This is a genomic window from Paenibacillus sp. FSL H8-0315 (assembly GCF_038005365.1).
Lineage (GTDB): Bacteria > Bacillota > Bacilli > Paenibacillales > Paenibacillaceae > Paenibacillus_AQ > Paenibacillus_AQ odorifer.
The window spans coordinates 379,677-405,433 of record NZ_JBBOTA010000001.1 but is presented as its reverse complement, the minus strand read 5'-3'; the positions used below and the strand labels follow the sequence as shown (position 1 = coordinate 405,433).

Here is a 25,757-nt window from a genome sequence, read left to right as displayed (position 1 = left end):
CGTTTATTTATGGTTATAGTTTAATCATTTGATAAGTTATTTTCGACTTGCTGCCGATCATATTGTTCACGGTACCAGCCATTCAAATCCAATAGTTCCTGATGTGTACCTCGCTCAACGATTTGTCCGTTATCCAGTACAACAATCATGTCGGCATGTTGGACGGCAGAAAGACGGTGAGTAGAGATTAATGTGGTTTTTCCGGCACGTTCATTCCGGATATTGTCGATAATCTGAGCTTCCGTACGAGCGTCAACGGCTGATAAGGCATCGTCCAGAATAAGAATATCAGGATTAGCGATAAAAGCTCTGGACAGAGAGACACGTTGCTTTTGTCCACCGGAGAGAGATACACCACGTTCACCCACTAGAGTATCCAGACCATCGGACAATGTGCCCAGGTCGTTCTGGAAAGCGGCAGCTGTAATGGCTTGCATAATCGTATCGTCATCGGCGTTGTCTAGACCAAACTGAATGTTTTGCCGAACGGATTTGGAGAAAAGGATTTGCTCTTGTGGAACATAACCCATCCAGCTATGCAGCTGATCCAGGGAAATCTGTTGAATAGGCACGCCAGAGATAAGGATTTCTCCATTACCTGTCGGATATTCGCGGAGCAATTGTTTGAGCAGTGTAGATTTCCCGCTTCCTGTACGCCCGACTACACCTAATGTCTGCCCTTGGTTCAGGGTTAGGTTGACATGGGTTAGATTGTCTATCGTCGAAGAAGGATAACGGAAAGTCACATCGTTAAGCTCGATTCGAGTAGGGTGGGGAACTTGAACGGGATGGGCAGCATTTTGAACATCGGGTTTGGAGTTTAACGTCTCGTCGATACGTTCGAGGGAAGCTCCACCACGCTGCATAATGTTGATCAATTCTCCAATAGCGAACATCGGCCATACAATCATACCGAGGTACATATTAAAGGAGACTAGATCACCCAGTGTGATCTGATTGCGGAATACAAGGTATATCCCATAAGTAAGACCAATAATGTAGCTGAGTCCGACGCAGAAGCGGATGGTTGGTTCGAAGAAAGCATCGACACGAGCTACGGCCATATTTTTGTTGTAAACATCTTCAGTAATATCCGAGAAACGTTTTTCATCAAGACGCTCTTGGACATAAGCACGGATTACGCGCACACCAGAGACAGATTCGAGCACTTGGTCATTCATATCTCCGAATGCATCCTGCGCTAAGCTGTACCGATCATGAATAGCTTTACCATAAAAAATCATAGCTATTGCAATTAGGGGTAATGGTAATACTGCTGCAAGGGTCAATTTCCAACTCACGAGAAAGCCCATCGCAAACAGCACAACCGTGAGGTAGATTGTAGAATCCACCAGTGTAAGCATCCCGAATCCTACGGTAGCTGAGACGGCTCTGATATCATTGGTTGCCCGGGCCATGAGGTCACCAGTTCTATTTTTTTCGAAGAACGAAGGTGTCATAGTCATAAGATGATTCATAAATCGGGAGCGCAGCAGGCGCTCAACAAGGTTGGAACCTCCGAAAAGTTTGTGCATCCATATGTAGGTAATCCAATAAATAACTAGCAGCAAAATGAATATCATGCCGATATATTTGGCAAGCGAAGCTGTAGTAATCGAACCGCGTACTATGTCGTCAATGGCATTGCCTAGCAGACGTGGAGGGAGTAATTCAAGAACGCCCACACCTATGAGTAATATGAGTCCAATCAGGTAACGCCTTTTTTCTCGGCGAAAAAACCAGCCGAGATCGCGAAGAACAGAGAACAAGTAAATCCCTTCCTTTCAGGTTGTAATGATTGCTTGTGATGCTGATAAAAGCGCAAGTGATTATCTCTTCAGCAAACAAAAAAGGCATATCATCCGAAAACGGACGATATGCCTGTAATTTACAGCTATCATGCGCACGGTGCGTTACAGCACCAAGCATGTGAGAGACCTTCAAGAACTAAAGTTATACGGTCCATAAGACTCGCAAAAACTTCAGGATGGCTTAATCACTTGGGCTGCTTCGGTATTCGGTTGAGTAAAAATTCCAACAATAGTAAAATAATATGGCTGTAACTTCGTAAACACCGCGCTCACCCCTTTCATTAATTTGGTAATAACTAGAAGACGTTTAGTTATGTTCAGAGTTTATCATCCGGTTCGCGAATTTGTCAAACTTAATTTTAAATGGATTGGGAAATCATTAATTGCATAAAGTTGTTTGAATATCGACTTATTTTCGTTATGATTAGAATATACAAAGGAGCTGAGAGAAATGAACATGGAAATTAGTCAAGCAGCGGCAGCTTGGTTTAAGAGAGAATTGGACCTTAAGAATGGAGACTATATTCGTTTATTTCCCCGTTATAGCTCGGGAGGTGGACTTCACCCCGGTTTTTCGCTGGGCATTGCTACAGAAGCACCTGGGCGTCCAGCTATTCAGGTCAAACAGGATGATATTGTGTTCTATATGGAGGAGCAGGACTTATGGTATATGGAAGGTTATGACCTATCTATCGTATACTCTGAGTCAGAGGATGACATTGAATATAAGTACGAACCAAAGCCGGTATCCGGCGAAGTGCAGGTATAGTTGTCTTAATGATTGTTTATTTTAATCAGGAAAAGCCCTTGCCAAAAGGCAGGGGCTTTTCAAATGCTGTCTTTAAAATGAGGGTATTCCAGTTGGAAATACATAGGTGTTATCAGTGCAAATTGCGAGAGGTTTCTTCCTCCAGAGCGAAGTCGAAGTCGTCAATATCGTACACCTGAACTGGAACTCCACCCTCGATGATCCGTTGAATCAATTCAAATTGATCCGTTAGGATAGGTACTTTCTCACGTTGTGAGGACAGCAGAAGCTCTGTTTCGATGGGATCGAACATCTCACCGTAGACAGCGGTATCCATACTGTTAATGATGGTGATTTTGGATTGCCCGCCAAGGAGAATACCTGAGCTTTTCGCCCAAGGCACAGCTAAACAGCGGTTGATCTTCTTCGCGTTGAGCGGTTCTTCAAAATAAGCAATGAGCTCACTTATCTTCAACTTAACATGCTTGTCGTCGTCCGGACGGTTCATCAACGGATCATCGCTGTCTCGCAGTTCGTATAGTTCCATCACGGTAGTATAAGGCACTATATATTCTACAGGGCTGCTCGATACGAGAAGCTGGCCGTAAATCGCCATCATGACGGCTTCCGTCACAAATTGTCTAGACATCGTTATCCTCCTGAAGTTCGGTACTGCAATTGTACTTATGATCTAAAATTATAAAAACACTGTAGAGAGCAAAAGTCAACTGTACTTAGCAACTCACTAAAGAGAAGGGACAGAATATTCCTGTGAAGCAATGGAAATCATATTTTACTTTTGTACGACCTTATATGAAATTGATTGTGTTTACGCTGTTTATCGGCATGATCAAATTCAGTATTCCGCTAACACTGCCAATGATTCTGAAATACGTGGTCGATGACCTCCTAATGAACCCGAGCATGGGGATTGAGGAACGGGTATCACATTTGATGCTTATTTTGGGTGGTGCCTTAATTTTATTTGTTATCGTAAGAGGGCCCGTAGAGTATTATCGCCAATACTTTGCTCAGCTTATCACAAGTAAAGTGTTGTTCGATATGCGAAATAAGCTTTACAGTCATTTACAGCGGCTGTCACTGCGGTATTATCAGAATACCAAGGTGGGAGAAGCCATCTCCAGATTTATTAACGATGTTGAGCAGACCAAAAATTTGGTCGAAGTCGGCATGATGAATGTATGGCTCGACACGTTCACACTAGTTTTTGCTTTGGGATTTATGTTTTATTTAAATCCGGTGCTGGCGCTCGTGTCTATCTCGGTATTACCTTTTTACGCAATTGCAGTTAACAAATTGTATAAGCGGCTTAAGCTGTTAACGAAAGATCGTTCCCAAGCTCTGGCTGGCATTCAAGGTTATCTCCATGAACGGATTCAAGGGATATCAATCATCCGCAGCTTTACGATGGAAAAAGTGGATCAGAAGCAGTTTGAGGACATCAACGGTAACTTTCTTAAAAAAGCGATGGCGCAAACCCGCTGGAATGCTATGACCTTCGCAATTATTAATACATTAACGGATATAGCACCTCTTTTGGTCATCGGATATGGTGGTTATCAGGTCATTCATGGCAATTTGACAGTAGGTACCTTTGTAGCTTTCTTTGGCTATCTGGACCGGATGTATTCCCCGCTGCGGAGATTGATTAATTCCTCGACGGTGCTTACGCAAGCCTCTGCTTCTCTTGAACGGGTGCTTGAGCTGCTGAATGAGCCTTATGATATTGTAGACAAGCCGGGAGCAAAAGTGCTAAAGGATTCACGTGGTGAGATTGCTTTTGAGAATGTATGGTTTAAATATAACGAAGAGAATGATTGGGTCTTAAAAGATATTAATCTGAGTATTCAGCCCGGACAGACCATTGCGTTCGTCGGAATGAGCGGTGGAGGAAAGTCCTCCCTTATAAGCTTGATCCCGAGATTCTATGACATCAGTAAAGGCAGCCTCCAAATGGATGGTTATGATATACAGGAATTAACACAGGAAAGCTTGCGTAGGTCTGTCGGCATGGTCCTGCAAGATAATTTCTTATTCAGCGGATCTGTGCGTGAGAATATTTTGTTCGGTAATCCTAATGCCACGGAAGAAGAGGTCATTTCAGCAGCAAAAGCTGCCAATGCGCATGATTTTATTGAGCAGCTGCCACTGGGTTATGAGACAGAAGTGGGAGAACGTGGTGTTAAGCTATCCGGAGGACAGAAGCAGCGGGTTGCTATCGCAAGGGTATTTCTCAAGGATCCGAAGGTTCTTATATTAGACGAAGCTACTTCGGCGCTGGATCTGGAATCGGAGCATTTAATTCAACAAGCGCTGCAGTCTCTTTCTTCGGAACGTACTACACTAATTGTAGCGCATAGACTGTCAACGATTACACATGCGGATCAGATTGTCGTACTTGAGAATGGTGAAATTACTGAACGGGGTACGCATGAACAGCTGATGGCGCTAGAGGGTAGTTATGCGCGATTATTTAACGTACAGCATTTAGACGCTTAATATTTTTTTGGAAAAATACTTGAACACCTTAGTGGTCCTCTCGAAAGAGAAGGCCACTTTTTTTGAATTCCAATCAGGGTGGCGGCACACAGTAACTTATACTATGGCAAAAATTCTAAACGGAATCTGAGTCTTTTCGGAGATCATGTGCGTCTAAAGCTTATAAACATCATGAAAGGAAGTGAGGAACGTGAATAAAACCACGCTTGAGGAAAAGGCGATAGCAGGTGATGAAGACAGCTTTACTGCGCTTATTGACGGCATGCAGGAGCGTTTATACCGAATGGCCTACTCCTACGTGCGGAATCAAGAGGATGCGCTGGAGATTGTGCAGGAGACCGTCTTCAAAGCCTATATCTCCATTCATAAATTGAAGCAACCGCAATATTTTAAAACTTGGCTCACCAAGATCGCTGTCAACTGTGCGCTGGACTTTATCCGTAAATCTAAAAAAATCGTGTATATAGATCAAGAGCTGGGAGGCAGCTATGCTCCGAAATCTAGGGAAGAAGTTATGGACTTGCATGAAGCGCTCAGCGGCCTTGATGAAAAATCAAGAATGGTGATTGTGATGAGATATTTGGAGGACTTGCCCATAAAGGAAATTGCAGAGGTTCTCGATATGCCCCTGAGCAGCGTCAAAACCGTTATTTATAGAGGTTTGGAAAAATTAAAAATAAGTATGGAGGAGAGTGAGTACTTTGGATAAGCAACTAGAACGTCTACAGCAAGCCTATAATGAGATTGAAATTCCTAAAGAACTATCATTCGCTTCTCGAAAAGGAGTTGAAAGAGGAAAAATCTATAAACAGAAAAATAGTTCTTCAAAACGGGCCTTGAAATGGACAGGATCAGTAGCTGCTGCTGTATTGATTTCTTTTACGGTGGGTGTAAATACGGTTCCTGCTTTTGCGAGTAGTATGGATCAAATACCGGTTCTAGGTAAGCTGGTCAGTGTTCTGCAATTTACGGAAGGAAGTGCAGGTGGTGGAACCATTCAGGATGGAGTAGATGTGAACTTTATTTCGGTGAAACAATTGAAGAATAGCGATCAATTGATTTTGAATTTTGCAAATCCAGATGAAACACAACAGTTAGCAAGCTCATATAACGTAAAGTTTACGGAAAATCCGGCAACAATGACGATTACAGTAAGTGGGGCGAGAAAATTCTCAGCAGTTAAAGATCTGGAAACATTAAAACAAAGCCGATATGTTCAGGATGCTTATCCACTAATTACACTAGATGATTCGGCCATTCGGTTCAATGTCACGCTTACGGACTCGGTTGCTTATGAGGTGAAAGAATATAAAGAGCCAGCACAGGTAGTGATTACGTTAAAAGAGAAAGGAGACGAAGCAAAAGGGGACTCTGTATATTCATTAAGAACGGTCTCACAGCCTTCTGGTGAGGCGCTGGGTATGGCTGAAGAAATGTTATATGGGTTAGACGATGTGCGGATGTTAAAGGATGAGAAAGGCTTATATCTCGTGGAAGCAGGATATTTTAATACAGAAGAAGAGGCTTTGAAGCAGTTGCAGAAAATTAAGACAGAGTATGGCGTTGAAGATTTATTAGTCGTTGAAAAAAGAGCGGTGCAGCAAATTCCGCAGTCCATTTCTCAGGTGGAGGAATAATGAAGAAGAAGGTTCAATAAAAGGCACAATAAAAAAGACCGCCAAAAGCGGTCTTTTTTGTGCTGTTCTATTACATTTTGCCGATCATAAGTGATAAAATGCCGGCTGCGATCAGCGGACCGACCGGAACGCCTTTAAATAACGCAACCCCGATCACCGTGCCAATCAGCAGACCTGCAACAACTGTGGGTTGGTTGGTCATGAGCGTAGCACCGCGGCCTCCAAGAAAAGCGACAAGAATGCCAATAGCGATAGCAAGCAAGGACTTCCAGTGCAAGAAGGATTGACCGACTGTCTGCAGCGATATTTTGCCGCTGGCTAATGGGGTCATGACCCCGATGGTCAGGATGATAATCCCGATGGTTAAACCGTATTTTTCTAGCCAAGGAAAAGTTTGCTGTAAGCCAAGTACTCTTAGCAGTAATAGGACGACCATTGCTATTGTTACAGGGGAATTGCTGCTGATAATTCCGAGCGCTGCAAGTCCAAGCAAAAGCAAAGAGGTCATGTCCATCTTAATGTTTCAACTCCTTAGGATTAGAACTTTCTTTTGACACAATGTGATCTGCAATAAGCTTACCATGCCCTCTTCCGGTCTCAATAAACACTTCGTTAGCATTGCGGCCGGAGGCGATTACTCCAGCAACATACAACCCTGGAACATTACTTTCCATGGTAGAGGTGTTAAAAGCAGGCTTATCCATGTCGTCATCCATGATCACACCCGCTGAAGTGAGGAGGGTACGGCTCGGACGGAAGCCAGTCAAGGCAAGAACGAAATCATTATCCAATGCTTTCTTGTTCCCCTTATGATCCGTAACAATTACTGAGCTTGCAGTAATTTCAGTGACACGCGAGCCTAAGTGCAGAGTGATTTTCCCTTTTTGCACCATGCCTTCAAAGATTGGCCGAACCCAAGGTTTAATATTCTCAGAGATGCTTTCACCACGATATACCATATCTACCGTAGCTCCTACACGCATAAGCTCCAGTGCTGCATCTACTGCAGAATTACTGCCGCCAATTACAGTTACCTTCATTCCCGTGTAAGGATGGGCTTCACCGAAATAATGAGTAACTTTAGGTAGTTCTTCACCTGGAATGCCAATCATATTCGGCTGATCAAAATAACCTGTTGCTATAACTACATTTACAGTGATACGTTTCTGATGCTCACCACGCATATTTGACGTATGTACGGCAAAGGTTCCATCTTCAAGCGGCTCAATGGATAAAGCTTCTTCATAAGCGGCGATCTCTAGACCATATTGCTCGGCGGTTCGGCGATAATAGACAAGCGCTTCATGACGGTAAGGCTTGTCGTTCGTCGAAGTGAAAGGAACATCCCCGATTTCTAATAACTGAGCCGTACTGAAAAATTGCATATTTGTTGGATACAAATAAATGGAGTGCACAATAAAGCTTTTTTCAATGATAAGGCTGGACAGACCTTGGCGTTGGCATTCAATAGCTGCCGAGAGGCCGCAAGGACCTGCACCGATAATAATGACATCTTTCATAAAGCGGGTTACCTCCTAATTGTTACTATCTTTTCTTTAAATCCTACCCTAAATTCATGAATTTTTCCATAAGAGCAGATTGAGTATAATAACCATTGCAAGAACAACGTTGATTATTATATAATTAGATATATATCTAATGTATCAATGTATTGTGAAATTCTAGGAGCGTGAACCCAGTGCAGTTGGAGAAAATCGTGAGTTATCATAAAGCTTTAGCTGATCCAACGCGTCTTCGCTTATTGTTGCTTCTGTCCCAAGGAGAAATGCACGGGCAAGCGCTGGCTGAGAAGTTGAATTTATCGCAGCCTACAGTCACTCATCATGCGGCTAAATTACGTGAAGCGGCTCTAATAAAGGAAAGACGCGACAAAAATACAGTTTACTTTAAGTTGAATCCGGAGTTTATCAATAATGGGGCTGAAGCTTCACTGCAATTTATTTTTTCGAAAGGAGCTGAGAATATGGAAGAGCAATTGCCTGAGAATAGTCTTCAGGATACTGTAATTCGTAATTTTTTCTCTAAAGATGGCCGGCTGCGGCAAATTCCCGCACAATACAAGAAGAAATTGATAGCGCTTCAATACATGGTTGAGAAGCTGGAGCCAGGTGTTGTTTATACGGAAAAGGAAATCAATGAGTTTATTAAGCAGTTTCATGAAGATTTTGCCACTATTCGTCGTGAATTCATCATGCATCAGTTTATGTATCGTGAGAAGGACAAGTATGAACTAAATCCTCGAGAAGTATGGACTCGGTGGGAATATGTCAAATAATGATCTTTTAAATATTAACATTCTGTGTCGATTTGAAATGTACTGATTAATTATTCGAATTTCGAATAAAATGGAATTGTAAGCGTTATCTGAGACATATTTAGAAAGGAGACTTTCGTTATGTTATTTAAACGCACAAAAAAGCAACCCAAATCAGATCATGTAACCGTCACATTACCTCAAGTGAAACAGGCGATTCGAAAGTTCGAAGAAGATATGCCTGGACCTATTAATAGAACAGCATTAATCTTAGAGGACAAAAGAATCGATATGAGTCGTCTGAAACGTTATTTGGGTGGAATACCCGAACGGAATTTCTATATGTCTCGAGAGACCTATGAAATTTTCGAGGAAGAAGACAAGTTAGTGCCGTATTATCTTGATTTAGTTCAGGCTGCTGTAGACAGTTATATTAGTGATACAGGCAAGCTACCGCTGCTTGAAGACACCTGGTTGCCAGAGGTTCATTATCGGTTGTTATCTACAGAAAGTTATCTGAAAGAAACACCTCCTTTTCCGCTGTATATTACGGATGAAGAAATGATGCTGACCCATCGGGCAGAGCATTTCGAGTAAAGGAATGACGCAGATACGAATCTTCACAAAGACTGTTCAGTAAAAGGGAAGCCACAAATCCTTTTTGTTGAATAGTCTTTTCTTTGTCTCTTAAGGCATAGTACAATTACATTCTGTAGGTTAGGTTTGAAAATTAACAGCATGTAAGGGGAATTGCTTGATGAAGGAAGTACAAGCTATTTTATTTGATCTGGACAATACTTTAATGGATCGCGACTATACATTTCGCAGCTTTAGCACTCAGTTCGTGCAGGATTTTCTTGGGCATCTTGAACCTGCGGAAGCGCAGGCCGTGATCGAGGATATGATCCACAGAGATGCTGATGGCTACCGTGATAAAGACGGATTTTTCTTAGAACTTAGTGAGATCCTGCCTTGGGAAAAGCCTGTGACGGCTGAACATATCCGAGCGTATTATGATGCGAGCTACATCAATCATGGTGCGGCCATGGAGCATGCTTTGGGGGTTCTGGAGTATTGCGTGGAGCGTGGATATACTTTGGGGCTGGTCACCAACGGTAAAAAAGAAATCCAGAACACCAAAATCGATATTCTCGGCCTGCGAGAGTACTTCAAGGCTATAGTTATATCTGGAGAAGTTGGCATTGCGAAGCCTGATCCTGCGATTTATCAATTGGCACTAGACAGGCTGGGTGCCTCCGCGGATCAAACCTTGTTTATAGGGGATCATCCGGTAAATGATATCTGGGGTGCAGGTAAGGCTGGACTTGAAGGGATATGGCTGCAAAGGAAACATCCTTGGGACGATCAGCTGGACATCCAACCTTGGAAAATGATCCGTGAGCTGAAAGAATTAAAGGCTATTTTGTAATCTGGAAAATTTGGGGTTGACATTTTACTGCTGCACCAATTATGATAACAGCATCTTAAATTTCGGAAGGAGACGATGTTTTATGACAGTTTTAAATGTAATGAACTCAACTGTTGTGGATACGTGTCTTCCGGGAACAGCTGCTGCCGAATAATTGATTCGGGCAGGTTAGCAGGTAAGCTCAATTACGCTTATTAGAGCCACCGGGAACCGTATAGGGTCCGGTGGCTTTTTTGCGTGTGTAGAAAGATTGGATTTGGTGTAATAAATCCACATGTCTATATACCGCCGCCGGAGTCTTTATTTCCGGCGGCTTTTTGTGTTCTCGGAAAACGCCAAGGGGCAAGAAAAAACATAAACATATCTTTTAGGAGGAAATGAATGAATAGCATAAAGCAATATGGTTGGAATGAAAACTGGAGTACAAAATGGTATGAAAAGTGGAGTCATGCAGAGGATAAACAATTTATTCCCGGGAGAATCGTTGGTGACTTTGGCAGTAAGTACAAGGTGTTAACTGATGTAGGAGAGACGTGGGGAGAGCTTGCCGGGAAGCTGAGACACACATTTGTAGCCTCGGGTGATTTTCCTGCCATTGGAGACTGGGTAGCATTGGCGATGCAAGATGGCGGCGAGCATGGAATCATACATGGCGTATTGCCTCGGCAGAGTGTGATCTCACGCAAGGTCGCAGGAAATACACAAGATGAGCAAATTGTTGCTTCCAATGTAGACACGTTATTTCTGGTTAGCGCGTTGAATGATGACTTTAATGTTCGCCGGATGGAGAGATATCTGATCATGGCTTGGAATAGTGGGGCAAATCCAGTTATTCTACTCACTAAAGCGGATCTTTGTCCGGATGCAGACAGTAAAATCGCTGAAATGGAGAGCGCGGCTCCCGGAGTATCAGTACATGCTGTTAGTGCAATACAAGATGAAGGACGCGAGAAGCTGCTGCCTTACATTGGTGAGGGTCAAACAGTAGCTCTTACGGGCTCTTCCGGTTGTGGGAAGTCGACAATGGTCAACTGGCTATGCGGGAAGAACCTTCAGATTACGCAGGATGTTAGAGAAGGGGATAGCCGCGGACGTCATACTACTACCCACCGTGAACTGTTTGTTTTGCCGGATGGGGGGATTATCGTAGATACACCGGGGATGCGGGAGCTGCAGCTCTGGGAAGATGAAGGTGGTCTTGATCTAGCGTTTAGTGATATCAGCGGTCTAGCTTCTAAGTGCCGGTTTAGCAACTGTAGACATGAACGCGAAGAGGGCTGTGCTGTACTGGAAGCAGTCCAAACAGGTGAACTGGAAGAGAAGAGACTATTCAACTACCGAAAAACACAACGAGAAGTATTGTACCAAAATAATAAAGAAGCCAAGCTTAAGAGAAAAAGCGCGGCTTCCACTAAAGTGAGTTCATCCAGAACCAGAGGATACGGATGGCGTAAAGAGCTGGATGAATATTAAAAAGAATTGATATAACGGCATAGACATTGAAAAAGGGCGCCCCTTAGCTTTTGACAGCTAAGGGGCGCCCTTCATTATTGAATTGAATCTAAACGGTTATGGTTTAGAAGGATGCAGCAGTTTCCTTAGCCAGTTGCAATCCGTTTTCAATGATTTCAGCGGATTGTGCTGGAAGTTGGTTGTGGCCTTCGATGATTACTTGTGTAATATCTTTAATTCCCCACAGGTTAAGGTTACCAACGATGAAGTTTACTGCCATTTCAGCACTTGCTGCAGGACCTTCAGAGTAGATACCGCCTCTTGCATTCAGAACGATTGCTTTTTTACCTGTCAAAAGACCAACTGGACCTTCAGCAGTGTAAGAGAATGTTTTACCAGCTTGGCAAAGGTAATCTACATAAGTGTGCAATACAGCAGGTACAGTCATGTTCCACAGTGGGAAACCGAATACTACCTTATCTGCAGCGATGAACTGATTAAGATATTTATTAACGATAGCGGCACCAGCTGCTTCCTCAGGTGTTGCTTCGTATCCTTGAGCGGCTTTATACATACCAGTGATCAGGGTATTGTCGTAGTATGGAAGTTGCTCTGCGAACAGATCAAGTTCAGTGATTTCATCTTCTGGGTGGTTGAGTTTGTAGCTCTCCAAGAATTCATTGTACAGCTTAACACTTACGGATTGTTCTGCTGGACGGTTGTTTGCTTTAATAAATAGAACTTTAGACATTATGATTTCTCCCTTGCATGTGTGTATTTAATATTAACTATATTTAATATAGCATGTAATCTTTTGTTTGTAAATTATTTTTTTGTTCTTGAAATTTGTTTGCGCTTAAGGAGTTTGAAAAAATGAAAACAAGGTTAATAGGTGATACAAGAGAACAGGAAATAATTTCCTGTCTCTATAAGTTCCAGAATGATCTAAAAGGAGCGATTGACATGTCCATCGATCGGTTTATCATTAAAAAATTGGACAGCTGTCACGAAGAGCATACGCGTCAGAATTTAGTGAAGCTATTTAGACTTCGAATCCAGAAAGCTGAAAAAGCAGAGCAGAAGAATTACAAGATCAGCTGATAATTGCTTAGCTCTTCCTAATAGTAGATTTTTCGCTGAATGAGACAGAGTCCTTGGGTTAAAAAAGTCCGTAAATATAGCAGAGCAGTGATCCTCCCGTTAAGGGGGGATCACTGCCCTGCGTTTTTTAGTTCTGGCAGATTGCTTCAGCATAAAGGGGCAGCAAATGAAAGCCAACCTACGACAAACGTCACTTTTGGCAGGTGACATAGTAGGGTCAGGCCACCCGCTACATCTAATCTGATGACCCATGCAAAGTCATTTGTTGAGTTACACACTAAGTTAACTTCTAAGTTACACACTGAGTCAGTCACACGCCAAGTTAACGGCTAAGTTACTAACTGAGTCACATAACTAGTAACGTGTAGGTTACTAACTGAGTCACACATTAAGTCAACCGCTAAACGACTTACTAAGTCACACAACAAATCTCCCGCTGAGTTACCCACTGAGTCACACACCAAGTTAACGGCTAAGTCAGACAACAAATCACTCGCTAAGTGACCTTCCAAGTATCCTCAGCGGCCAACGGACTCAGATGACGCTATATGCGAATTTTCGGTCATTAGAGCAGAGTTTCGGACCCCAGCGCAGCTATTCAGCTTTTTGAGGTTGATAATTAGTGTTTTCACGCCAATAGTGACTCTGGGGTCCGATAGAATTACAAATGAGCCCAAAATTTATGTTTAAGGTCAGCTGAGTCCGATAGAATCGTACTATGAGTTCGAAAGTAGTGGCTATGAGTTCAAAAGCAGCGACTAAAGCTCCGACAGTAGCAACTATTTACACGATAATAGCAACTAAAGCAAACTGAGTTTCGAATTTAGATTACTGCGGACTCAGATGACGCTATATGCGGATTTTTAGTCATTCGAGCAGAGTTTCGGACTCCAGCGCAGCTATTCAGCTTTTTGAGGTCGATAATTAGTGTTTTTCGCGCCAATAGTGACTCTGGGGTCCGATAGGATTCCAAATGAGCCCAAAAGTTGCGATTAAGGTCATCTGAGTCCGAAAGCATCCAACTATGAGTTCGAAAGCAGTGGCTATGAGTTCAAAAGCAGCGACTAAAACTACAACAGTAGCAACTATGTACACGACAGTAGCAACTATGTACACGACAGTAGCAACTATGTACACGACAGTAGCAACTATGTACACGATAATAGCAATTAAAGCAAACTGAGTTTCGAATTTAGATTACCGCGGACTCAGATGACGCTATGTGCGAATTTATGAGCATTAGAGCAGAGTTTCGGACTCCAGCGCAGCTATTTAGCTTTTTGAGGTAGATAATTAGTGTTTTTCGAGCCAATAGTGACCCTGGGGTCCGTTAGAATTCCAAATGAGCCCAAAAGTTACGATTAAGGTCATCTGAGTCCGATAGCAGCCGGCTATGGGGATGGCCGGCAAGCAGCAATCCAAACGTGCCATGAAATAGCACAAAATCAGTACAAAGTAGCACCAAGCAGAACCAGCGAACCAAGGTCCCTGACTTTGAGAGTTGAAGCTATGTATGCCTATGTATGCGCAAATAGTATCTAAATCAAACGGAGTGTCATTTTGGATCAAGTTTAGCTTCAAAAAGACAACGGGTCCAAGCTGCACCACTTGGATACTTAGGACGTTCCTTATTAGAAAGCTGAGGACAGCAATGTTGTGACAAAAAAACTACCCCTCCATTAATAGAGGGATAGCGCCAATGAATCATTTTCACTGTAACTGTGCAATATAGCTTCAGAGCCTTTAATTTCGATACTAATCAGAGAATTGAGGCATTTCTGGAGGGCACTTTTGCCCTTTTGAATTTTGAGCTCCAGCGTACTGTTAAGTAATCTAAGTACTTTTTGAGTGGGCTGTTTATTTTCTGTTGTGAAATACACAGGTACAAGTTTGTTCTGAAATGTGATGAGCATTCTCATTTTGAAATCACCTCGCTACAAGTATTTCATGTTAATGATCATACCCCTTGTTTCTTAATTTTACCTTAAAATTAGCTTATGATAACATAAAGATTGCTAGTTTAATATACATTTATATGTAATACAGGAAGGATACAATAATGTGAATGAGAAAGAACGAACGGATTTAACGGATTTAACGGAATTTTTATTTCCAGATCGGGTAACCGACCAAGTAGTTTTAAATGAATTGTTACATACTGCGTCTACAGCAGAAAGGATAGGTAGATTCAAATATAGAGAGAAGGAGAAAACTAAAGATCTGTGTTTACAAATACATAAGGATAAAATACTAGCCTACTGCAATAATACACCGGACTCTCCCCCGTGTGTGCTGAAGAACAGAGATGAAACAGAGAGCTTTTGTCTCGAGTTGTTCGAATGTGAGAGAGCGATGGAGCCCTTTGCTCACGGGATTCCGGCGTTACTAATGTCAAAAAAAAGGTTCGAGGAGCTGAAAAAAGGCTCTGATTCCTCTACGGTTCACAGACTCTCAGAGTGTTTAGCTGCAGAGACAGGAGATGATGTCCATTCCAACCATCTTGCACGAGTGATGAAATGCTTCGACGCAGAGGGAGAATTGCGACTCTGTATTTCTAGTGAAAATGGCTGGAAGTTTCAGTATGCTAGCTTCATAAGTGATCATTCAAGTGGCTGGTTGCTGCGAATGAGCAGCGATCCTTCCCAAGACTGGATTGTAGCTCTTCCTATATCGAAAGCACAATTATGTGGTTCTGTGGCAGAGTGGGTGTTTCATTCCTCCGCTTTTCCTAGTCCACAATAACCGTTGAATAGGGAGGAAGAGTAAGCTGATCTGAATTTAAGGTCACTTTGTCAGCAGTTGTCTTTTGGATCTTGGTGTAAGAGATACCCTCAACATTTGGATGAAGCGTAATGATTTGTTCATCTCCAGTTAGGTTATGAACAACGAGGAGTTGATCCTCTGTTGTTATACGTTCGTAGGCCATTACCCCTGCATTGCCAGAAGTGTAGTCTCGAATTCCGCCATCACGGAGCGCTGGGACTTCGTTTCTTAACGCAATGAGTTCGCGGTATCTTTTAAGCAGTGAGCTGCTGTCGTTAGTCTGGCTTTCGACATTAATGCTAACATCATCAGCGTTATTGCTGCCGACCTCCCAAGTAGTCTGCCCCTCACCCTGATCCGCTGTCATCCATCTCATGGGCTCACGAATTCCTTCATCTGGTTTTACACCAAGCATTCCTATTTCTTCACCATAATAAATAAAAGGATTTCCAGGTAAGGTTAACAGCAGGGCTGCTGCCATTTTTGCATGATCCAGATTGCCGTCTAATTGACTCATGACTCTGTTTTGATCATGATTTGTCAAAAAAATTGCATCGGTAAAATGGCTATCAGATATTTTGGAGTACAAATTATACGTACGTTCCAGCGTAAAGGCAGTCCCGCTGTCTTTTTCAGTTTTCACGGAATTAATAAGGGTCTCGGCTAACCCAAAGTTAAAGCTAGAGTCGAAAGCTTGATCCAAATAAGCCCCTACGGTGACTGCAGAATTCTCCCATACTTCGCCGACAATATAAGCTTGAGGATTCACTTCATTCATCGCTTTGCGGAAATCCTGCCACCAAGATACATTTTTATTGGTTGTGGCTTGGCTTTTGTCGCTTAGAAGGTCTTCGTATATATGTTTAGCAGCGTCTAAACGGAATCCATCAACCCCTTGTTCCAGCCAAAACTTGCCGATATCTTTCATTTCATTACGAACTTCCGTTTGATCAAAATTTAGATCAGGCATGCCTTCCCAAAAGCCACCTAGATAATGACTACCCAGTAAAGAGTGCCATGCACTGCCACTACCAGCGGCACTAGCTCCATTGGCAGGGCGTCCTTGATCTTCAGCCCATATGTACCAGTCGCGATATTTACTGTCCTTATTTTTAGCGGAATCTACGAACCAAGGATGTTCTATGGAGGTATGATTCACGACCAAATCCATAATTACTTTAATCCCACGTTTATGTGCCTCCGTAACGAGCTCTTGTAAATCCTCCATCGTCCCATAATCTGGATTGATTGCACGATAATCTGTCACATCGTAACCATGATAGCTTGGTGAAGGGTTAATAGGCATAAGCCAAATCCCACCGATCCCCAGATCGTCTGTGGTGTCAGGATTTCCGTCATTTAAGTAATCTAATTTTTTGGTAATCCCTTTGAGGTCACCGATGCCATCCCCGTCAGAGTCATAGAATGAACGAACAAAAATCTCATAATAAACCGTTGAGGGCTGTTCGTCAGTGGTAATCGTTTTTGCAGCGGGAGGTGTTGTAGTATTCTGAGCTGTATTTGCTTTTGGCGATGGAGAAGGGGAGGCAGAGGAGGGAATATTGTTATTATTTCCTGAACAACCGGATAGCAGAACGGCAGTTAAGCTAAGAGTCAAAAGTCCGTTTATTGTGTGTTTTTTGGCGATAGATGTTGCTAGTTTATCCATATAAAATAACCCCTTCTGCTGCAATTTTCCTATAAAGGAAATGGTAAGCGCTTTAATTCTTATAGTACTGTAATCAAATCCTCAGGTAAAACGTTTGCACAGATATAAAAACAGCAAATCCAGTGATATTTATCCATAAAATCAATAAAAACCGCTGATATCATGGATATTCTTTTAATTCCCCACGATATTCGGGATTTTAACCTTTCAGTAGGCATGTGCATATGCTTTAAGCAAGGGCGAAGGACCCGGTAAGAAAGGAGAATGAAGAATGAAGATTCGGAAAAAGCTGTCATTGTCGCTCATGATCATTACTTTATGCTTTTCAGTACTTGCCGGTTGCGGCGGAAAGTCAGAGACGGTAAAGGTGAAGATTGGGGAGGTTACCCGCTCTGTCTTTTATGCACCCGAGTATGTTGCCTTGACTCAAGGTTTCTTCAAAGATGAAGGGCTGGATGTAGAACTGCAGACGATTCCCGGTGGAGATAAAACCATGACTGCATTGCTCTCAGGAGCTATTGATGTGGCGTTGGTTGGTTCAGAAACCTCCATTTACGTGTATCAGCAGGGCTCGGATGATCCGGTCATTAATTTTGCACAGCTGACTCAAAGGGATGGAACTTTCCTGTTCGCCCGGAAGGCTGATGGAGATTTTAATTGGGATAAAGTGAAGGGCTCTACCTTCCTTGGTCAAAGAAAAGGCGGAATGCCACAAATGGCAGGCGCGTTTACTTTATCTAAAAAGGGAATTGATCCTGCGAAGGATATTACCTTGATCCAAAATATCGATTTTGCTAATATTGCCGGTGCATTTGCTTCAGGTACTGGGGATTATGTGCAGCTGTTTGAGCCGCAGGCCTCTATCTTCGAACGAGAAGACCGGGGAGCTGTAGTGGCATCGTTTGGGGTGGAGAGCGGTTATTTACCTTATACGGTATTCATGTCAAAAAACAGCTACATTAGCAAAAATGGAGACACCGTGCAAAAGTTCACTAATGCCATCCAGCGTGCTCAGCTTTGGGTGAAGGAACATAGTCCTGAAGAAATTACGGATGCCATAATAACTTATTTTGATAAAACGGATCGTGACATTGTGATTTCTGCTGTAAAACGCTACAAGGAACAGGACACCTACGCCATTAATCCGGTTGTTGATAATGAAGAATGGAATAATCTGCTAGATGTTATGGACAACGCAGGTGAACTTAAAGAACGTGTTCCAGCAGAAAAGATCGTGAATAATACTTTTGCTGAAAAAGCTGAAAAGACCATAAAGAGCAGTAGCTCTAAATAAGAGAGATAAGATCCTAAATGGATTTTGTTAACTATAAGGAGGGGATGACCTTGCTTCCAGTAGTGCAATTAAAGGGAGTAACGCATGCCTATCTCGGCGATCGGGAAGCTTCACTGGCCGTTGAGGATCTAAATCTTAATGTCGAGCAAGGAGAATTCGTCAGCTTAGTAGGCCCAAGTGGCTGTGGTAAGACGACTCTCCTATCGATTATTGCCGGACTGCTGCAGCCCTCTGAGGGTGAAGTATTCGTAAATGGCCAACCCATTCTAGGCCCTTCACCTGAGGTTGGATATATGCTGCAGCAGGATTATCTTTTTCCTTGGCGGAGTATTCTTGACAATGCCGTGCTTGGACTGGAGCTGACCGGAAGCTTAAACGAGGAGAGCCATAAACGGACTTTGGAGCTGCTGCGCGAGATGGGATTAGAAGGGAAAGAACAGGCCTATCCTTCTCAGCTATCCGGAGGGATGCGGCAACGGGTGGCTCTTGTACGAACATTAGCTACCAATCCAGGACTACTGCTGTTAGACGAGCCGTTCTCGGCACTTGATTATCAGATCAAACTTCAGCTGGAAGATTTAGTCTCAGAGACCTTACGCAGCCGGGGAACCACGGCTATTTTGGTCACGCATGATCTGTCAGAAGCGATTGCGGTCAGCAGTAGGGTTATTTTATTGCAGCGAAATCCAGGGAAGATTCGTAAAGTTTTTCCTGTTCCGGAGCTAATCCGCTCAGCCCCACCGCTGTATGCGCGTGATCAGCCAGGGTTTGCGGAGCTTTTTCATGAAGTATGGACAGAGATGGAGATCGCAGGGAGGGAAAGCTAATGAAACGAACAGAGCAAGCGGGTGTCTTAGCTTCCCGTGAACTGTGGCTGCAGCAAATGCATGTGGATTTCAAAAAAACTAAACAGCGCCGGCGTAATCAGGTTATTGCTGTAAGAAGCAGTCTGTTGCTGCTGTTCTTTGTGTTGTGGGAAGCGGGAGCAAGAATGGGCTGGATTGATGAGTTATTGTTCAGCTACCCGACAAAAATCTTCAAGCAGATTTGGCAGGATATGATCAGTGGAAGCTTGTGGCCTCATTTGGGGATGACGGTAGGAGAGACTGCGGTAGGATTTGTTCTGGGAACCTTGTTAGGAACGCTACTGGCAGTGATTATTTGGTGGTCTCCGTTTTTATCAGCGGTGCTTGATCCGTTTATGGTTGTCTTTAACAGTATGCCGAAGGTGGCCTTGGGGCCGATTTTTATCGTAATGTTCGGGGCGGGTTTCACCGCTATCGTTGTGACAACCTTATCGATTACGGTGATTATTACTACACTTGTTGTTTACAATAGCTTTTGCAGTGTGGATCCTAATCTGGTGAAGGTGGTCCGCTCTTTTGGAGCTTCTAAAGTTCAGGTGTTTTTTAAAGTGATTCTTCCGGCATCTTTTCCAACGGTGGTCTCTACCCTAAAAGTGAATGTTGGAATGTCATGGGTCGGGGTTATCGTAGGAGAGTTTCTAGTAGCAAAATCCGGTCTTGGGTACCTGATCATATATGGATTCCAGGTGTTTAATTTCACGCTTGTGATGTCCAGTCTGCTGATTATTGCAGCCGTAGCAACGGCAATGTATCAACTGGTAGTGTATCTGGAGAAGCGCTTGTTATACCGGCGGTAAGTCTAATGTAACGTTGTGTCCGTTCACAAAATCTTGTAACATGTCTATATCTTTACCTATTAACGGTTAGTGCTTTTAAGGAGAGATAGGGTTATGGGATTTCGTGTGATTAAAACAGCTGCTGCGACGTTAATGTCCGTTCTTCTCGCGTCTGCAGTAGGCATACCCAATGCACAAAGTGCAGGGCTTTTAGCCATTCTGGGTGTGGAGGTTACCTTGAAAAGGAGTTTCCGGACGATAACGGCGCGTTTTTTGGCCTCGCTCGTGGGACTCTTTTTTGGGTGTATTTTATTTTGGATATTAGGGTTTCATTACTGGGTACTTGGACTGTACGTTCTTGTTGGCTTTCCGATGATTGTGAAGTCTGGCTACAAGGAAGGGATTGTCACTAGCTCTGTTATTGTGTTTCGTGTGTTTGGACAAGCTGAGTTATCGCTACATGTGTTGTTGCAGCAAGTAGAGCTACTGGCCATAGGTCTCGGTTCAGCGGGGGTGGTCAACTTAATTTACATGCCACAGACTGGGGGAGTTATTTATGGAATCCGCAAGGAAGTGGATCGATACTTTTCAGTTATTTTTACTCAAATGGCCCGTACTTTGCGTGAGCCTGCGTATATGTGGGATGGCAAAGAATTAATTGATGCGGATAATGCAGTGCAGCGGGGACTGACAGCAGCTACTCGCGAGATGGAGAATCATGTAATTCATCCTGATGAAGCTTGGAATGTCTATTTCTATATGCGTAAGGAGCAGCTGGAATCGATACAAAGCATGATGCAGCTGATTTCTCAAGTATATCGCCATTTACCGCATGGAGAGATGGTAGCTGAATTGTTCGACCAGCTTAGCGGAGATGTTTTGGCTGAAGAATATACAGGTCGAACGGAACATTTGCTGGAAGAGCTTGAACATGAGTTTGAAAGCATGGATTTGCCAGAGACACGTGAGGAATTTGAAGTGCGATCAGCGATTCTGCAGCTTTGCAGAGAATTGGCACTTTATTTAAAAATTGCGAAACGCCATAAAATACCGGTCAGTTATAAGCCTGAGAAACGTTTGCTCACCCGGAAAAAAGCTTAAAATTAGGCTTTAATAAAGTGAAGTATTAACATTCGCCCCTGAAATCACGATAAAATATGTATGAACTAAAAGTTGATCTTCGAAAGGGATTAACAATTATAGGGTGAGTTCAAATTCAAGCAGGGAATTCATATACGAATTTTCCGCATTGGCAGGTGAGGCGTATGGACAAAGATATGGAATCATTTATCGGAAAACAACTTGTAGCTAACCTCTTTAATGACAAAGGAGTATTTGTTTTACCCGCATTGACTTTATTGAGTGCTGAACATATTAGATTAATTCGTCAACATAAGATCACTCTGGAATCTCATGACGTCGTCCAGCTGGATAGCGCGGAATTTTTCCAGCTCGCAATTGATGATTGTACAGCTGCGATTGAGAATATTTTTGAACAGATTCGTCATAACAAAAATAAAAGAATTCCTATGCTGGAAGTTAGAAATGAAGTGATTCCGTTTATCCAGCAGGTAAGCGAAAAGAATGACTTCTACGGAGTATTGGCTGCTTTGCAGACCAAAGATGATTATACATACAGACATAATGTAGCTGTGGGCATAATATCTACCCTGCTAGGCAAATGGCTGAAGCTAAAGTCTGAGGATTTGAGCATGTTGACCATTGCAGCAACTCTTCATGATATCGGTAAAATGAGAATCCCGGATGACATATTAACCAAGCCCGGTCCATTATCCGACGAAGAGTTTCAGCTGATGAAAAAGCATACAACCTTTGGGTATGAGATGATCAGGGATACGGTAGGCACAAACCATACCCAAGCGCTAGTAGCCTTACAGCATCATGAAAGAATGGACGGCAGTGGTTATCCATTTGGTGTGCTTGGAAACCGGATTACTGATTTCAGTAAAATCGTTGCTGTGGCTGATGTGTTTCACGCGATGACCTCCGACCGTTTTTATCGCAAAGCGGCTCCTTTATACGAAGTATTACTGCAAATGGAGGAGAGTGTGTTCGGTAAGCTCGACCCTTATATTTGCAGAGTGTTTATTAATAAGTTAATGCAGTCAATGCTAGGGAACGAAGTGGAATTGACAGATGGGCGAAAAGGAAAAATTGTTATGATTCTTGCTACAGACCCTTTGCGGCCGCTGGTGAATATTGATGAGGATTTTATTGACTTAAGCAAACATAGATCGCTTGGAATTGTGCGGGTAATCCCGCAATAGCTGGTGTTTTAAGGTTTTTTGAGGGGTTAGGAATGGCTCTGGAACAGGTTGGACCATTTTTGGAATCTACTCATATATGTACAAATTTTGAAATAAAATGAACTATGAGTCTCCTGAAAAAGCCTTCTTGAGGGCTTACTCAAATTTATTTATAGTCTAACAATCAACAAATGCCTAGAACCTGCATACACTTGATAGTGAATGATTGTATGGAGGAGGTTCAAAGATGTCATTAAGCCATAAACGTCAAACAAGGGAGATCATTACGAAGGCAATTTGCGGCAAAGGTCGTAAGTTCTCTACAGCAACCCATACCGTGACTCCGCCACATCATCCGACTAGTATTTTGGGGGCTTGGATTATCAACCACCAATACGAAGCGGTTGCCGCCGGGAACGGAATCGAAGTAATTGGTACTTATGATGTAAACATCTGGTACTCGTACGACAAGAACAAGCAGACCGAGGTAGCAAAGGAAACAGTCTCTTATGTGGAGCTCATTCCGCTTTCCTACCTGGACACGAGACACCGCACTTCAACAGTTGAGGTCTCTGCGGAGGCAACGCAGGAACCCAACTGTGTAGAGGCGGGCGTATCGCCAGGCGGAGGCAGTGTGACACTTCGCGTAGAGCGCGAATTCGAAGTGGAGTTGGTGGCTGAGACCAAAGTCCGTGTGTATGTCACTGAGCAAAGTGATGATCCAGAAGACAAGGATTATGATTTTGAAGGTGATAGCTTCGATTACGATGATCTGGACCCTGACAATCTGGATGATGAGCTGTAAGGAAGGATACGCCGCCGTTAACTGAGTATCAATGGGTTATGGTCCATTATATGTAGGGAGTGCGGTGGCGTAGAGGGCGAATGCCCTCCTTTTTTTTATTTATTTTTAGGATGAAAAAAGGTTCACGCTCGGATGGAGGCGCTAAAGAGTATGAATGAAGGTCTTAAGGTGTATTCAGAATTGTCTGTGGCAGAGAGAGAGTCTAGATTGCTTAGAAGCGGGGTTGAAGCAACGCTGACGCCATCTGGAAAACATTTTGTCGATACATATGCTTCGGATGCTACTGAGAAGGGTCACAGGCAGTGTTATAAGATATTGGTTTATCATTTGACTGTCCTCCACATCTCTTTGCTTGGAGCAGGTCTTGGAATGCGTGCGGCCACCGATAATTACAGCGAAGCAGTGAGGATTGCTAATGCCGAGAGCAATACCACGGGAGGCCGAGTGCGGGGAGAGCTTCGCGGGGTGATGAAATTGCTCCAGCGGATTGCTGTCCGCACGCTGTACAGCTTGGGGCTGGATAGCGGTGAGGTCCTGCTGAGGGCAATGGGGAACCGGAGGTATGTGGTGGAGGGAGTCACTCCACTAGTAAAGACCTCCGGGCAACGATTGCCCGAGCCTTATCGGTCCGCAGCGCTAGCGCTGGAACGAAAGCTGGCTCTGGAGCAGCCGGGCCGCAGCGGCCTGCTGATGGGCATGGACCCGGAGTTTATCATCCTCCGGGAATCCACCGGCCGCGTCGTGCCTGCGTCGCGGTACCTGCCCACGGACGGCGTCGCTGGCTGCGACGCCGGACCTCCGGGAACGCGCGGCGCGTTCCCGGTCGCCGAGCTGCGCCCTCAGCCGCGCGGGGAACCGCGCGCACTGCTGGCGCAGCTGATGTCCGCCGCGGCGCTGGCGGACCGGCTCATCGCCGACCGCTCGCTGCGCTGGCGGGCGGGAGGCATGCCGCTGACGGGCTGGGCCCTCGGCGGCCATCTGCACTTCAGCGGCGTGACGCTGACGGCGCCGCTGCTGCGCGCGCTCGATAACTATCTCGCGCTGCCCATGCTTCTGCTCGAAGACGTCCGCGCAGGGGCGCGTCGTCCCCGATACGGCGTGCTCGGCGATTTCCGGACTCAGCCGCATGGCGGCTTCGAGTACCGGACCTTACCGAGCTTCCTGGTATCCCCGGTCATCGCTAAAGGCGCGGTCTATCTGGCTCACCTAATCGTGAGCCATTATGAGGACCTGACGCAACGCCCGCTCGACCGGGAAGACCTGCATATCGCCTACTACAGCGGCGATAAATCTCCGCTGCGCGCCGCAATCCCCCCATTGCTGGCGCAGCTGCGTTCCCTAGGCGGCTACGAGATTGCCGCCCCCTATATCGAGCCTTTATTCGACTATATTGCCGCTGAACGGACGTGGGATGAATCACGGGATATACGTGAGTTATGGTGCAGCAAAGTAAAAGTGTGATTTTACTATTTGGTCTACATGTTAACAATGGTCCATGAACCGATATCTTGAAAACCAAGTCGTTTATAAATAACTCCGGCATGTGGGTTGTCATAAAAGAGGCACAATGACTTTCCTTCATAGAGCAGGTCTGCACATAGCTGTGCCATTACGCGCGAAGCAAGGCCTTGCTCTCTGAATGCTTGATGTGTGGCAACCCCTACAATCATCGCTGACATGGAATTTTCCGCTGAAGTTGAAGCGGTGACAATGACCTTATCTTCCCGTTCCATATAATAGGTGCGGCCGGTGTTGCTTTCCAGCGTTTTACGCAGGCTGGTTCTTGAACCATTCCGGCTGCTTTCAAATTCTTCAATGGTATCCGTGAGTGCGCAAATCGCTTCTACATCCTGAACCGTAGCTTTTTTAATAGGCTCAGCTGAAGAGAAGGACTCACTTATTTTATTGTTCATTTCTTTTAATTCAGCAAAATACAGCTGTTTTACTTGTTTGAAATTAATTTCCCCGTCAAAAGCCTTCACCACCTCTGAGGCTCCGGAGATCATATGTATGTCATTATCCTTTTGGATAATCTCAGCGAACCCCTCGACATCAAAAGGGCCATCTGCATAAGGAAGGTAACTTCTATAGAAGCGCAGTAGAACGGCTTTTATCCGCCCGTCGGCTGGATCAATCTCTCCCCATAAATCCATGAAATCCTGCTCAAACCCAAAATTCTCCACATCGCCAATGATAAATAAATTAAGCGCCGGCTCTTTCCGCAGCAATGCCATCAGTAGCTCTTGATCATCCTTCGTTAGCTTTCGTATCATATTGTATTCTCCTTTGATTTTTATATGGGCTGACGCTCTGTGTTAAGATTTTACAATATTTAAAAGCAGAA

Annotated in this window: 25 protein-coding genes; 17 read left to right on the top strand and 8 right to left on the bottom strand. The window is 44.0% G+C overall.

Going from position 1 to position 25,757, the window contains the following annotated elements; genetic code table 11:
- Positions 1 to 20: 20 nt before the first annotated feature.
- Positions 21 to 1,769 carry an ABC transporter ATP-binding protein gene (locus MHB56_RS01690; RefSeq protein ID WP_076184456.1) on the bottom strand — a complete coding sequence of 583 codons (1,749 nt, stop codon included), beginning with the start codon at positions 1,767 to 1,769 and terminating at the stop codon, positions 21 to 23.
- Between the two features lie 493 nt (positions 1,770 to 2,262).
- On the opposite strand from MHB56_RS01690, the gene MHB56_RS01685 reads away from it, so the two are divergent.
- Positions 2,263 to 2,580 (top strand): HesB/YadR/YfhF family protein, encoded by a 318-nt coding sequence (locus MHB56_RS01685; RefSeq protein WP_036688019.1) that lies wholly within the window; start codon positions 2,263 to 2,265, stop codon positions 2,578 to 2,580.
- A gap of 112 nt (positions 2,581 to 2,692) precedes the next feature.
- On the opposite strand, the gene MHB56_RS01680 is transcribed toward MHB56_RS01685, so the two are convergent.
- Positions 2,693 to 3,208 (bottom strand): hypothetical protein, encoded by a 516-nt coding sequence (locus tag MHB56_RS01680; RefSeq protein ID WP_038571616.1) that lies wholly within the window; start codon positions 3,206 to 3,208, stop codon positions 2,693 to 2,695.
- Positions 3,209 to 3,330: 122 nt separating this feature from the next.
- On the opposite strand from MHB56_RS01680, the gene MHB56_RS01675 reads away from it, so the two are divergent.
- From MHB56_RS01675 to MHB56_RS01665, 3 genes are all read left to right on the top strand, one after another.
- Entirely contained in the window at positions 3,331 to 5,079 is a 1,749-nt protein-coding gene (locus MHB56_RS01675) for an ABC transporter ATP-binding protein (protein ID WP_341143190.1), read from the top strand.
- A gap of 190 nt (positions 5,080 to 5,269) precedes the next feature.
- Positions 5,270 to 5,788 carry a sigma-70 family RNA polymerase sigma factor gene (locus MHB56_RS01670; RefSeq protein WP_076128340.1) on the top strand — a complete coding sequence of 173 codons (519 nt, stop codon included), beginning with the start codon at positions 5,270 to 5,272 and terminating at the stop codon, positions 5,786 to 5,788.
- Complete coding sequence (locus tag MHB56_RS01665) at positions 5,781 to 6,716, top strand: DUF4179 domain-containing protein (protein ID WP_341143189.1); 936 nt, start codon at positions 5,781 to 5,783, stop codon at positions 6,714 to 6,716. The genes MHB56_RS01670 and MHB56_RS01665 overlap by 8 nt, the downstream gene beginning before the upstream one ends.
- Positions 6,717 to 6,786: 70 nt before the next feature.
- On the opposite strand, the gene MHB56_RS01660 is transcribed toward MHB56_RS01665, so the two are convergent.
- Together MHB56_RS01660 and MHB56_RS01655 are read right to left on the bottom strand one after the other, a co-directional pair.
- Positions 6,787 to 7,230: a DUF441 domain-containing protein gene (locus MHB56_RS01660; protein WP_036688009.1), complete on the bottom strand. Its 444-nt coding sequence runs from the start codon at positions 7,228 to 7,230 to the stop codon at positions 6,787 to 6,789.
- 1 nt (position 7,231) lies between these two features.
- Positions 7,232 to 8,236, bottom strand: coding sequence for a YpdA family putative bacillithiol disulfide reductase (locus tag MHB56_RS01655; protein ID WP_341143188.1), 1,005 nt, complete (start codon positions 8,234 to 8,236; stop codon positions 7,232 to 7,234).
- 179 nt (positions 8,237 to 8,415) lie between these two features.
- Between MHB56_RS01655 and MHB56_RS01650 the strand changes: the two genes are divergently transcribed.
- The 4 genes from MHB56_RS01650 to rsgA all read left to right on the top strand — a co-directional run bounded on the left by MHB56_RS01650 (position 8,416) and on the right by rsgA (position 11,893).
- Positions 8,416 to 9,012: a DUF2087 domain-containing protein gene (locus MHB56_RS01650; protein WP_036688006.1), complete on the top strand. Its 597-nt coding sequence runs from the start codon at positions 8,416 to 8,418 to the stop codon at positions 9,010 to 9,012.
- Between the two features lie 120 nt (positions 9,013 to 9,132).
- On the top strand, positions 9,133 to 9,588 hold the full coding sequence (locus MHB56_RS01645; protein ID WP_036688004.1) for a DUF3939 domain-containing protein: 456 nt from the start codon (positions 9,133 to 9,135) through the stop codon (positions 9,586 to 9,588).
- Positions 9,589 to 9,748: 160 nt separating this feature from the next.
- Entirely contained in the window at positions 9,749 to 10,420 is a 672-nt protein-coding gene (locus tag MHB56_RS01640; protein ID WP_341143187.1) for an HAD family hydrolase, read from the top strand.
- A 381-nt stretch (positions 10,421 to 10,801) separates the two neighbouring features.
- On the top strand, positions 10,802 to 11,893 hold the full coding sequence (rsgA, locus tag MHB56_RS01635; protein WP_341143186.1) for a ribosome small subunit-dependent GTPase A: 1,092 nt from the start codon (positions 10,802 to 10,804) through the stop codon (positions 11,891 to 11,893).
- 103 nt (positions 11,894 to 11,996) lie between these two features.
- Here rsgA and MHB56_RS01630 read toward each other — a convergent pair whose 3' ends face one another.
- Positions 11,997 to 12,623: an FMN-dependent NADH-azoreductase gene (locus MHB56_RS01630; RefSeq protein ID WP_076128352.1), complete on the bottom strand. Its 627-nt coding sequence runs from the start codon at positions 12,621 to 12,623 to the stop codon at positions 11,997 to 11,999.
- A 122-nt stretch (positions 12,624 to 12,745) separates the two neighbouring features.
- Here MHB56_RS01630 and MHB56_RS01625 point away from each other — a divergent pair, with 122 nt between their 5' ends.
- Positions 12,746 to 12,973 carry a hypothetical protein gene (locus MHB56_RS01625; protein ID WP_038571602.1) on the top strand — a complete coding sequence of 76 codons (228 nt, stop codon included), beginning with the start codon at positions 12,746 to 12,748 and terminating at the stop codon, positions 12,971 to 12,973.
- Between the two features lie 1,679 nt (positions 12,974 to 14,652).
- Here MHB56_RS01625 and MHB56_RS01620 read toward each other — a convergent pair.
- On the bottom strand, positions 14,653 to 14,892 hold the full coding sequence (locus tag MHB56_RS01620) for a hypothetical protein (protein WP_036687997.1): 240 nt from the start codon (positions 14,890 to 14,892) through the stop codon (positions 14,653 to 14,655).
- A gap of 142 nt (positions 14,893 to 15,034) precedes the next feature.
- Between MHB56_RS01620 and MHB56_RS01615 the strand changes: the two genes are divergently transcribed.
- A complete protein-coding gene (locus tag MHB56_RS01615) occupies positions 15,035 to 15,715 on the top strand; it encodes a hypothetical protein (protein ID WP_341143185.1) in 681 nt (226 codons plus the stop codon).
- Here MHB56_RS01615 and MHB56_RS01610 read toward each other — a convergent pair.
- Positions 15,702 to 17,405, bottom strand: coding sequence for an alpha-amylase family glycosyl hydrolase (locus MHB56_RS01610; protein ID WP_341143184.1), 1,704 nt, complete (start codon positions 17,403 to 17,405; stop codon positions 15,702 to 15,704). The two genes, MHB56_RS01615 and MHB56_RS01610, sit on opposite strands and share 14 nt — an antisense overlap.
- 271 nt (positions 17,406 to 17,676) lie before the next feature.
- Between MHB56_RS01610 and MHB56_RS01605 the strand changes: the two genes are divergently transcribed.
- The 7 genes from MHB56_RS01605 to MHB56_RS01575 all read left to right on the top strand — a co-directional run bounded on the left by MHB56_RS01605 (position 17,677) and on the right by MHB56_RS01575 (position 24,874).
- Positions 17,677 to 18,699 (top strand): ABC transporter substrate-binding protein, encoded by a 1,023-nt coding sequence (locus tag MHB56_RS01605; RefSeq protein ID WP_076128360.1) that lies wholly within the window; start codon positions 17,677 to 17,679, stop codon positions 18,697 to 18,699.
- Between the two features lie 50 nt (positions 18,700 to 18,749).
- Positions 18,750 to 19,526 carry an ABC transporter ATP-binding protein gene (locus MHB56_RS01600; protein ID WP_076142119.1) on the top strand — a complete coding sequence of 259 codons (777 nt, stop codon included), beginning with the start codon at positions 18,750 to 18,752 and terminating at the stop codon, positions 19,524 to 19,526.
- The gene (locus MHB56_RS01595; RefSeq protein WP_076128364.1) at positions 19,526 to 20,362 is read left to right on the top strand and encodes an ABC transporter permease; all 837 of its coding nucleotides are present in this window, start codon (positions 19,526 to 19,528) and stop codon (positions 20,360 to 20,362) included. The genes MHB56_RS01600 and MHB56_RS01595 overlap by 1 nt, the downstream gene beginning before the upstream one ends.
- A gap of 93 nt (positions 20,363 to 20,455) precedes the next feature.
- Positions 20,456 to 21,442, top strand: coding sequence for an aromatic acid exporter family protein (locus tag MHB56_RS01590; protein ID WP_076128366.1), 987 nt, complete (start codon positions 20,456 to 20,458; stop codon positions 21,440 to 21,442).
- 164 nt (positions 21,443 to 21,606) lie between these two features.
- Complete coding sequence (locus MHB56_RS01585) at positions 21,607 to 22,629, top strand: HD-GYP domain-containing protein (protein WP_051491532.1); 1,023 nt, start codon at positions 21,607 to 21,609, stop codon at positions 22,627 to 22,629.
- Positions 22,630 to 22,855: 226 nt separating this feature from the next.
- Positions 22,856 to 23,413: an outer spore coat protein CotE gene (locus tag MHB56_RS01580; protein WP_036687755.1), complete on the top strand. Its 558-nt coding sequence runs from the start codon at positions 22,856 to 22,858 to the stop codon at positions 23,411 to 23,413.
- 150 nt (positions 23,414 to 23,563) lie between these two features.
- On the top strand, positions 23,564 to 24,874 hold the full coding sequence (locus MHB56_RS01575; protein ID WP_341143183.1) for a putative amidoligase domain-containing protein: 1,311 nt from the start codon (positions 23,564 to 23,566) through the stop codon (positions 24,872 to 24,874).
- Positions 24,875 to 24,888: 14 nt separating this feature from the next.
- On the opposite strand, the gene MHB56_RS01570 is transcribed toward MHB56_RS01575, so the two are convergent.
- On the bottom strand, positions 24,889 to 25,686 hold the full coding sequence (locus MHB56_RS01570; RefSeq protein ID WP_341143182.1) for a GNAT family N-acetyltransferase: 798 nt from the start codon (positions 25,684 to 25,686) through the stop codon (positions 24,889 to 24,891).
- Positions 25,687 to 25,757: the final 71 nt, after the last annotated feature.

Coding starts and splice junctions, on each gene's coding strand:
- MHB56_RS01610 (WP_341143184.1), bottom strand. CDS start 17,405: ATGGATAAACTAGCAACATCTATCGCCAAAAAACACACAATAAACGGA.
- MHB56_RS01595 (WP_076128364.1), top strand. CDS start 19,526: ATGAAACGAACAGAGCAAGCGGGTGTCTTAGCTTCCCGTGAACTGTGG.
- MHB56_RS01590 (WP_076128366.1), top strand. CDS start 20,456: ATGGGATTTCGTGTGATTAAAACAGCTGCTGCGACGTTAATGTCCGTT.
- MHB56_RS01645 (WP_036688004.1), top strand. CDS start 9,133: ATGTTATTTAAACGCACAAAAAAGCAACCCAAATCAGATCATGTAACC.
- MHB56_RS01580 (WP_036687755.1), top strand. CDS start 22,856: ATGTCATTAAGCCATAAACGTCAAACAAGGGAGATCATTACGAAGGCA.
- MHB56_RS01655 (WP_341143188.1), bottom strand. CDS start 8,236: ATGAAAGATGTCATTATTATCGGTGCAGGTCCTTGCGGCCTCTCGGCA.
- MHB56_RS01685 (WP_036688019.1), top strand. CDS start 2,263: ATGAACATGGAAATTAGTCAAGCAGCGGCAGCTTGGTTTAAGAGAGAA.
- MHB56_RS01585 (WP_051491532.1), top strand. CDS start 21,607: ATGGACAAAGATATGGAATCATTTATCGGAAAACAACTTGTAGCTAAC.
- MHB56_RS01570 (WP_341143182.1), bottom strand. CDS start 25,686: ATGATACGAAAGCTAACGAAGGATGATCAAGAGCTACTGATGGCATTG.
- MHB56_RS01605 (WP_076128360.1), top strand. CDS start 17,677: ATGAAGATTCGGAAAAAGCTGTCATTGTCGCTCATGATCATTACTTTA.
- MHB56_RS01640 (WP_341143187.1), top strand. CDS start 9,749: ATGAAGGAAGTACAAGCTATTTTATTTGATCTGGACAATACTTTAATG.
- MHB56_RS01620 (WP_036687997.1), bottom strand. CDS start 14,892: ATGAGAATGCTCATCACATTTCAGAACAAACTTGTACCTGTGTATTTC.
- MHB56_RS01680 (WP_038571616.1), bottom strand. CDS start 3,208: ATGTCTAGACAATTTGTGACGGAAGCCGTCATGATGGCGATTTACGGC.
- MHB56_RS01575 (WP_341143183.1), top strand. CDS start 23,564: ATGAATGAAGGTCTTAAGGTGTATTCAGAATTGTCTGTGGCAGAGAGA.
- rsgA (WP_341143186.1), top strand. CDS start 10,802: ATGAATAGCATAAAGCAATATGGTTGGAATGAAAACTGGAGTACAAAA.
- MHB56_RS01630 (WP_076128352.1), bottom strand. CDS start 12,623: ATGTCTAAAGTTCTATTTATTAAAGCAAACAACCGTCCAGCAGAACAA.
- MHB56_RS01625 (WP_038571602.1), top strand. CDS start 12,746: ATGAAAACAAGGTTAATAGGTGATACAAGAGAACAGGAAATAATTTCC.
- MHB56_RS01660 (WP_036688009.1), bottom strand. CDS start 7,230: ATGGACATGACCTCTTTGCTTTTGCTTGGACTTGCAGCGCTCGGAATT.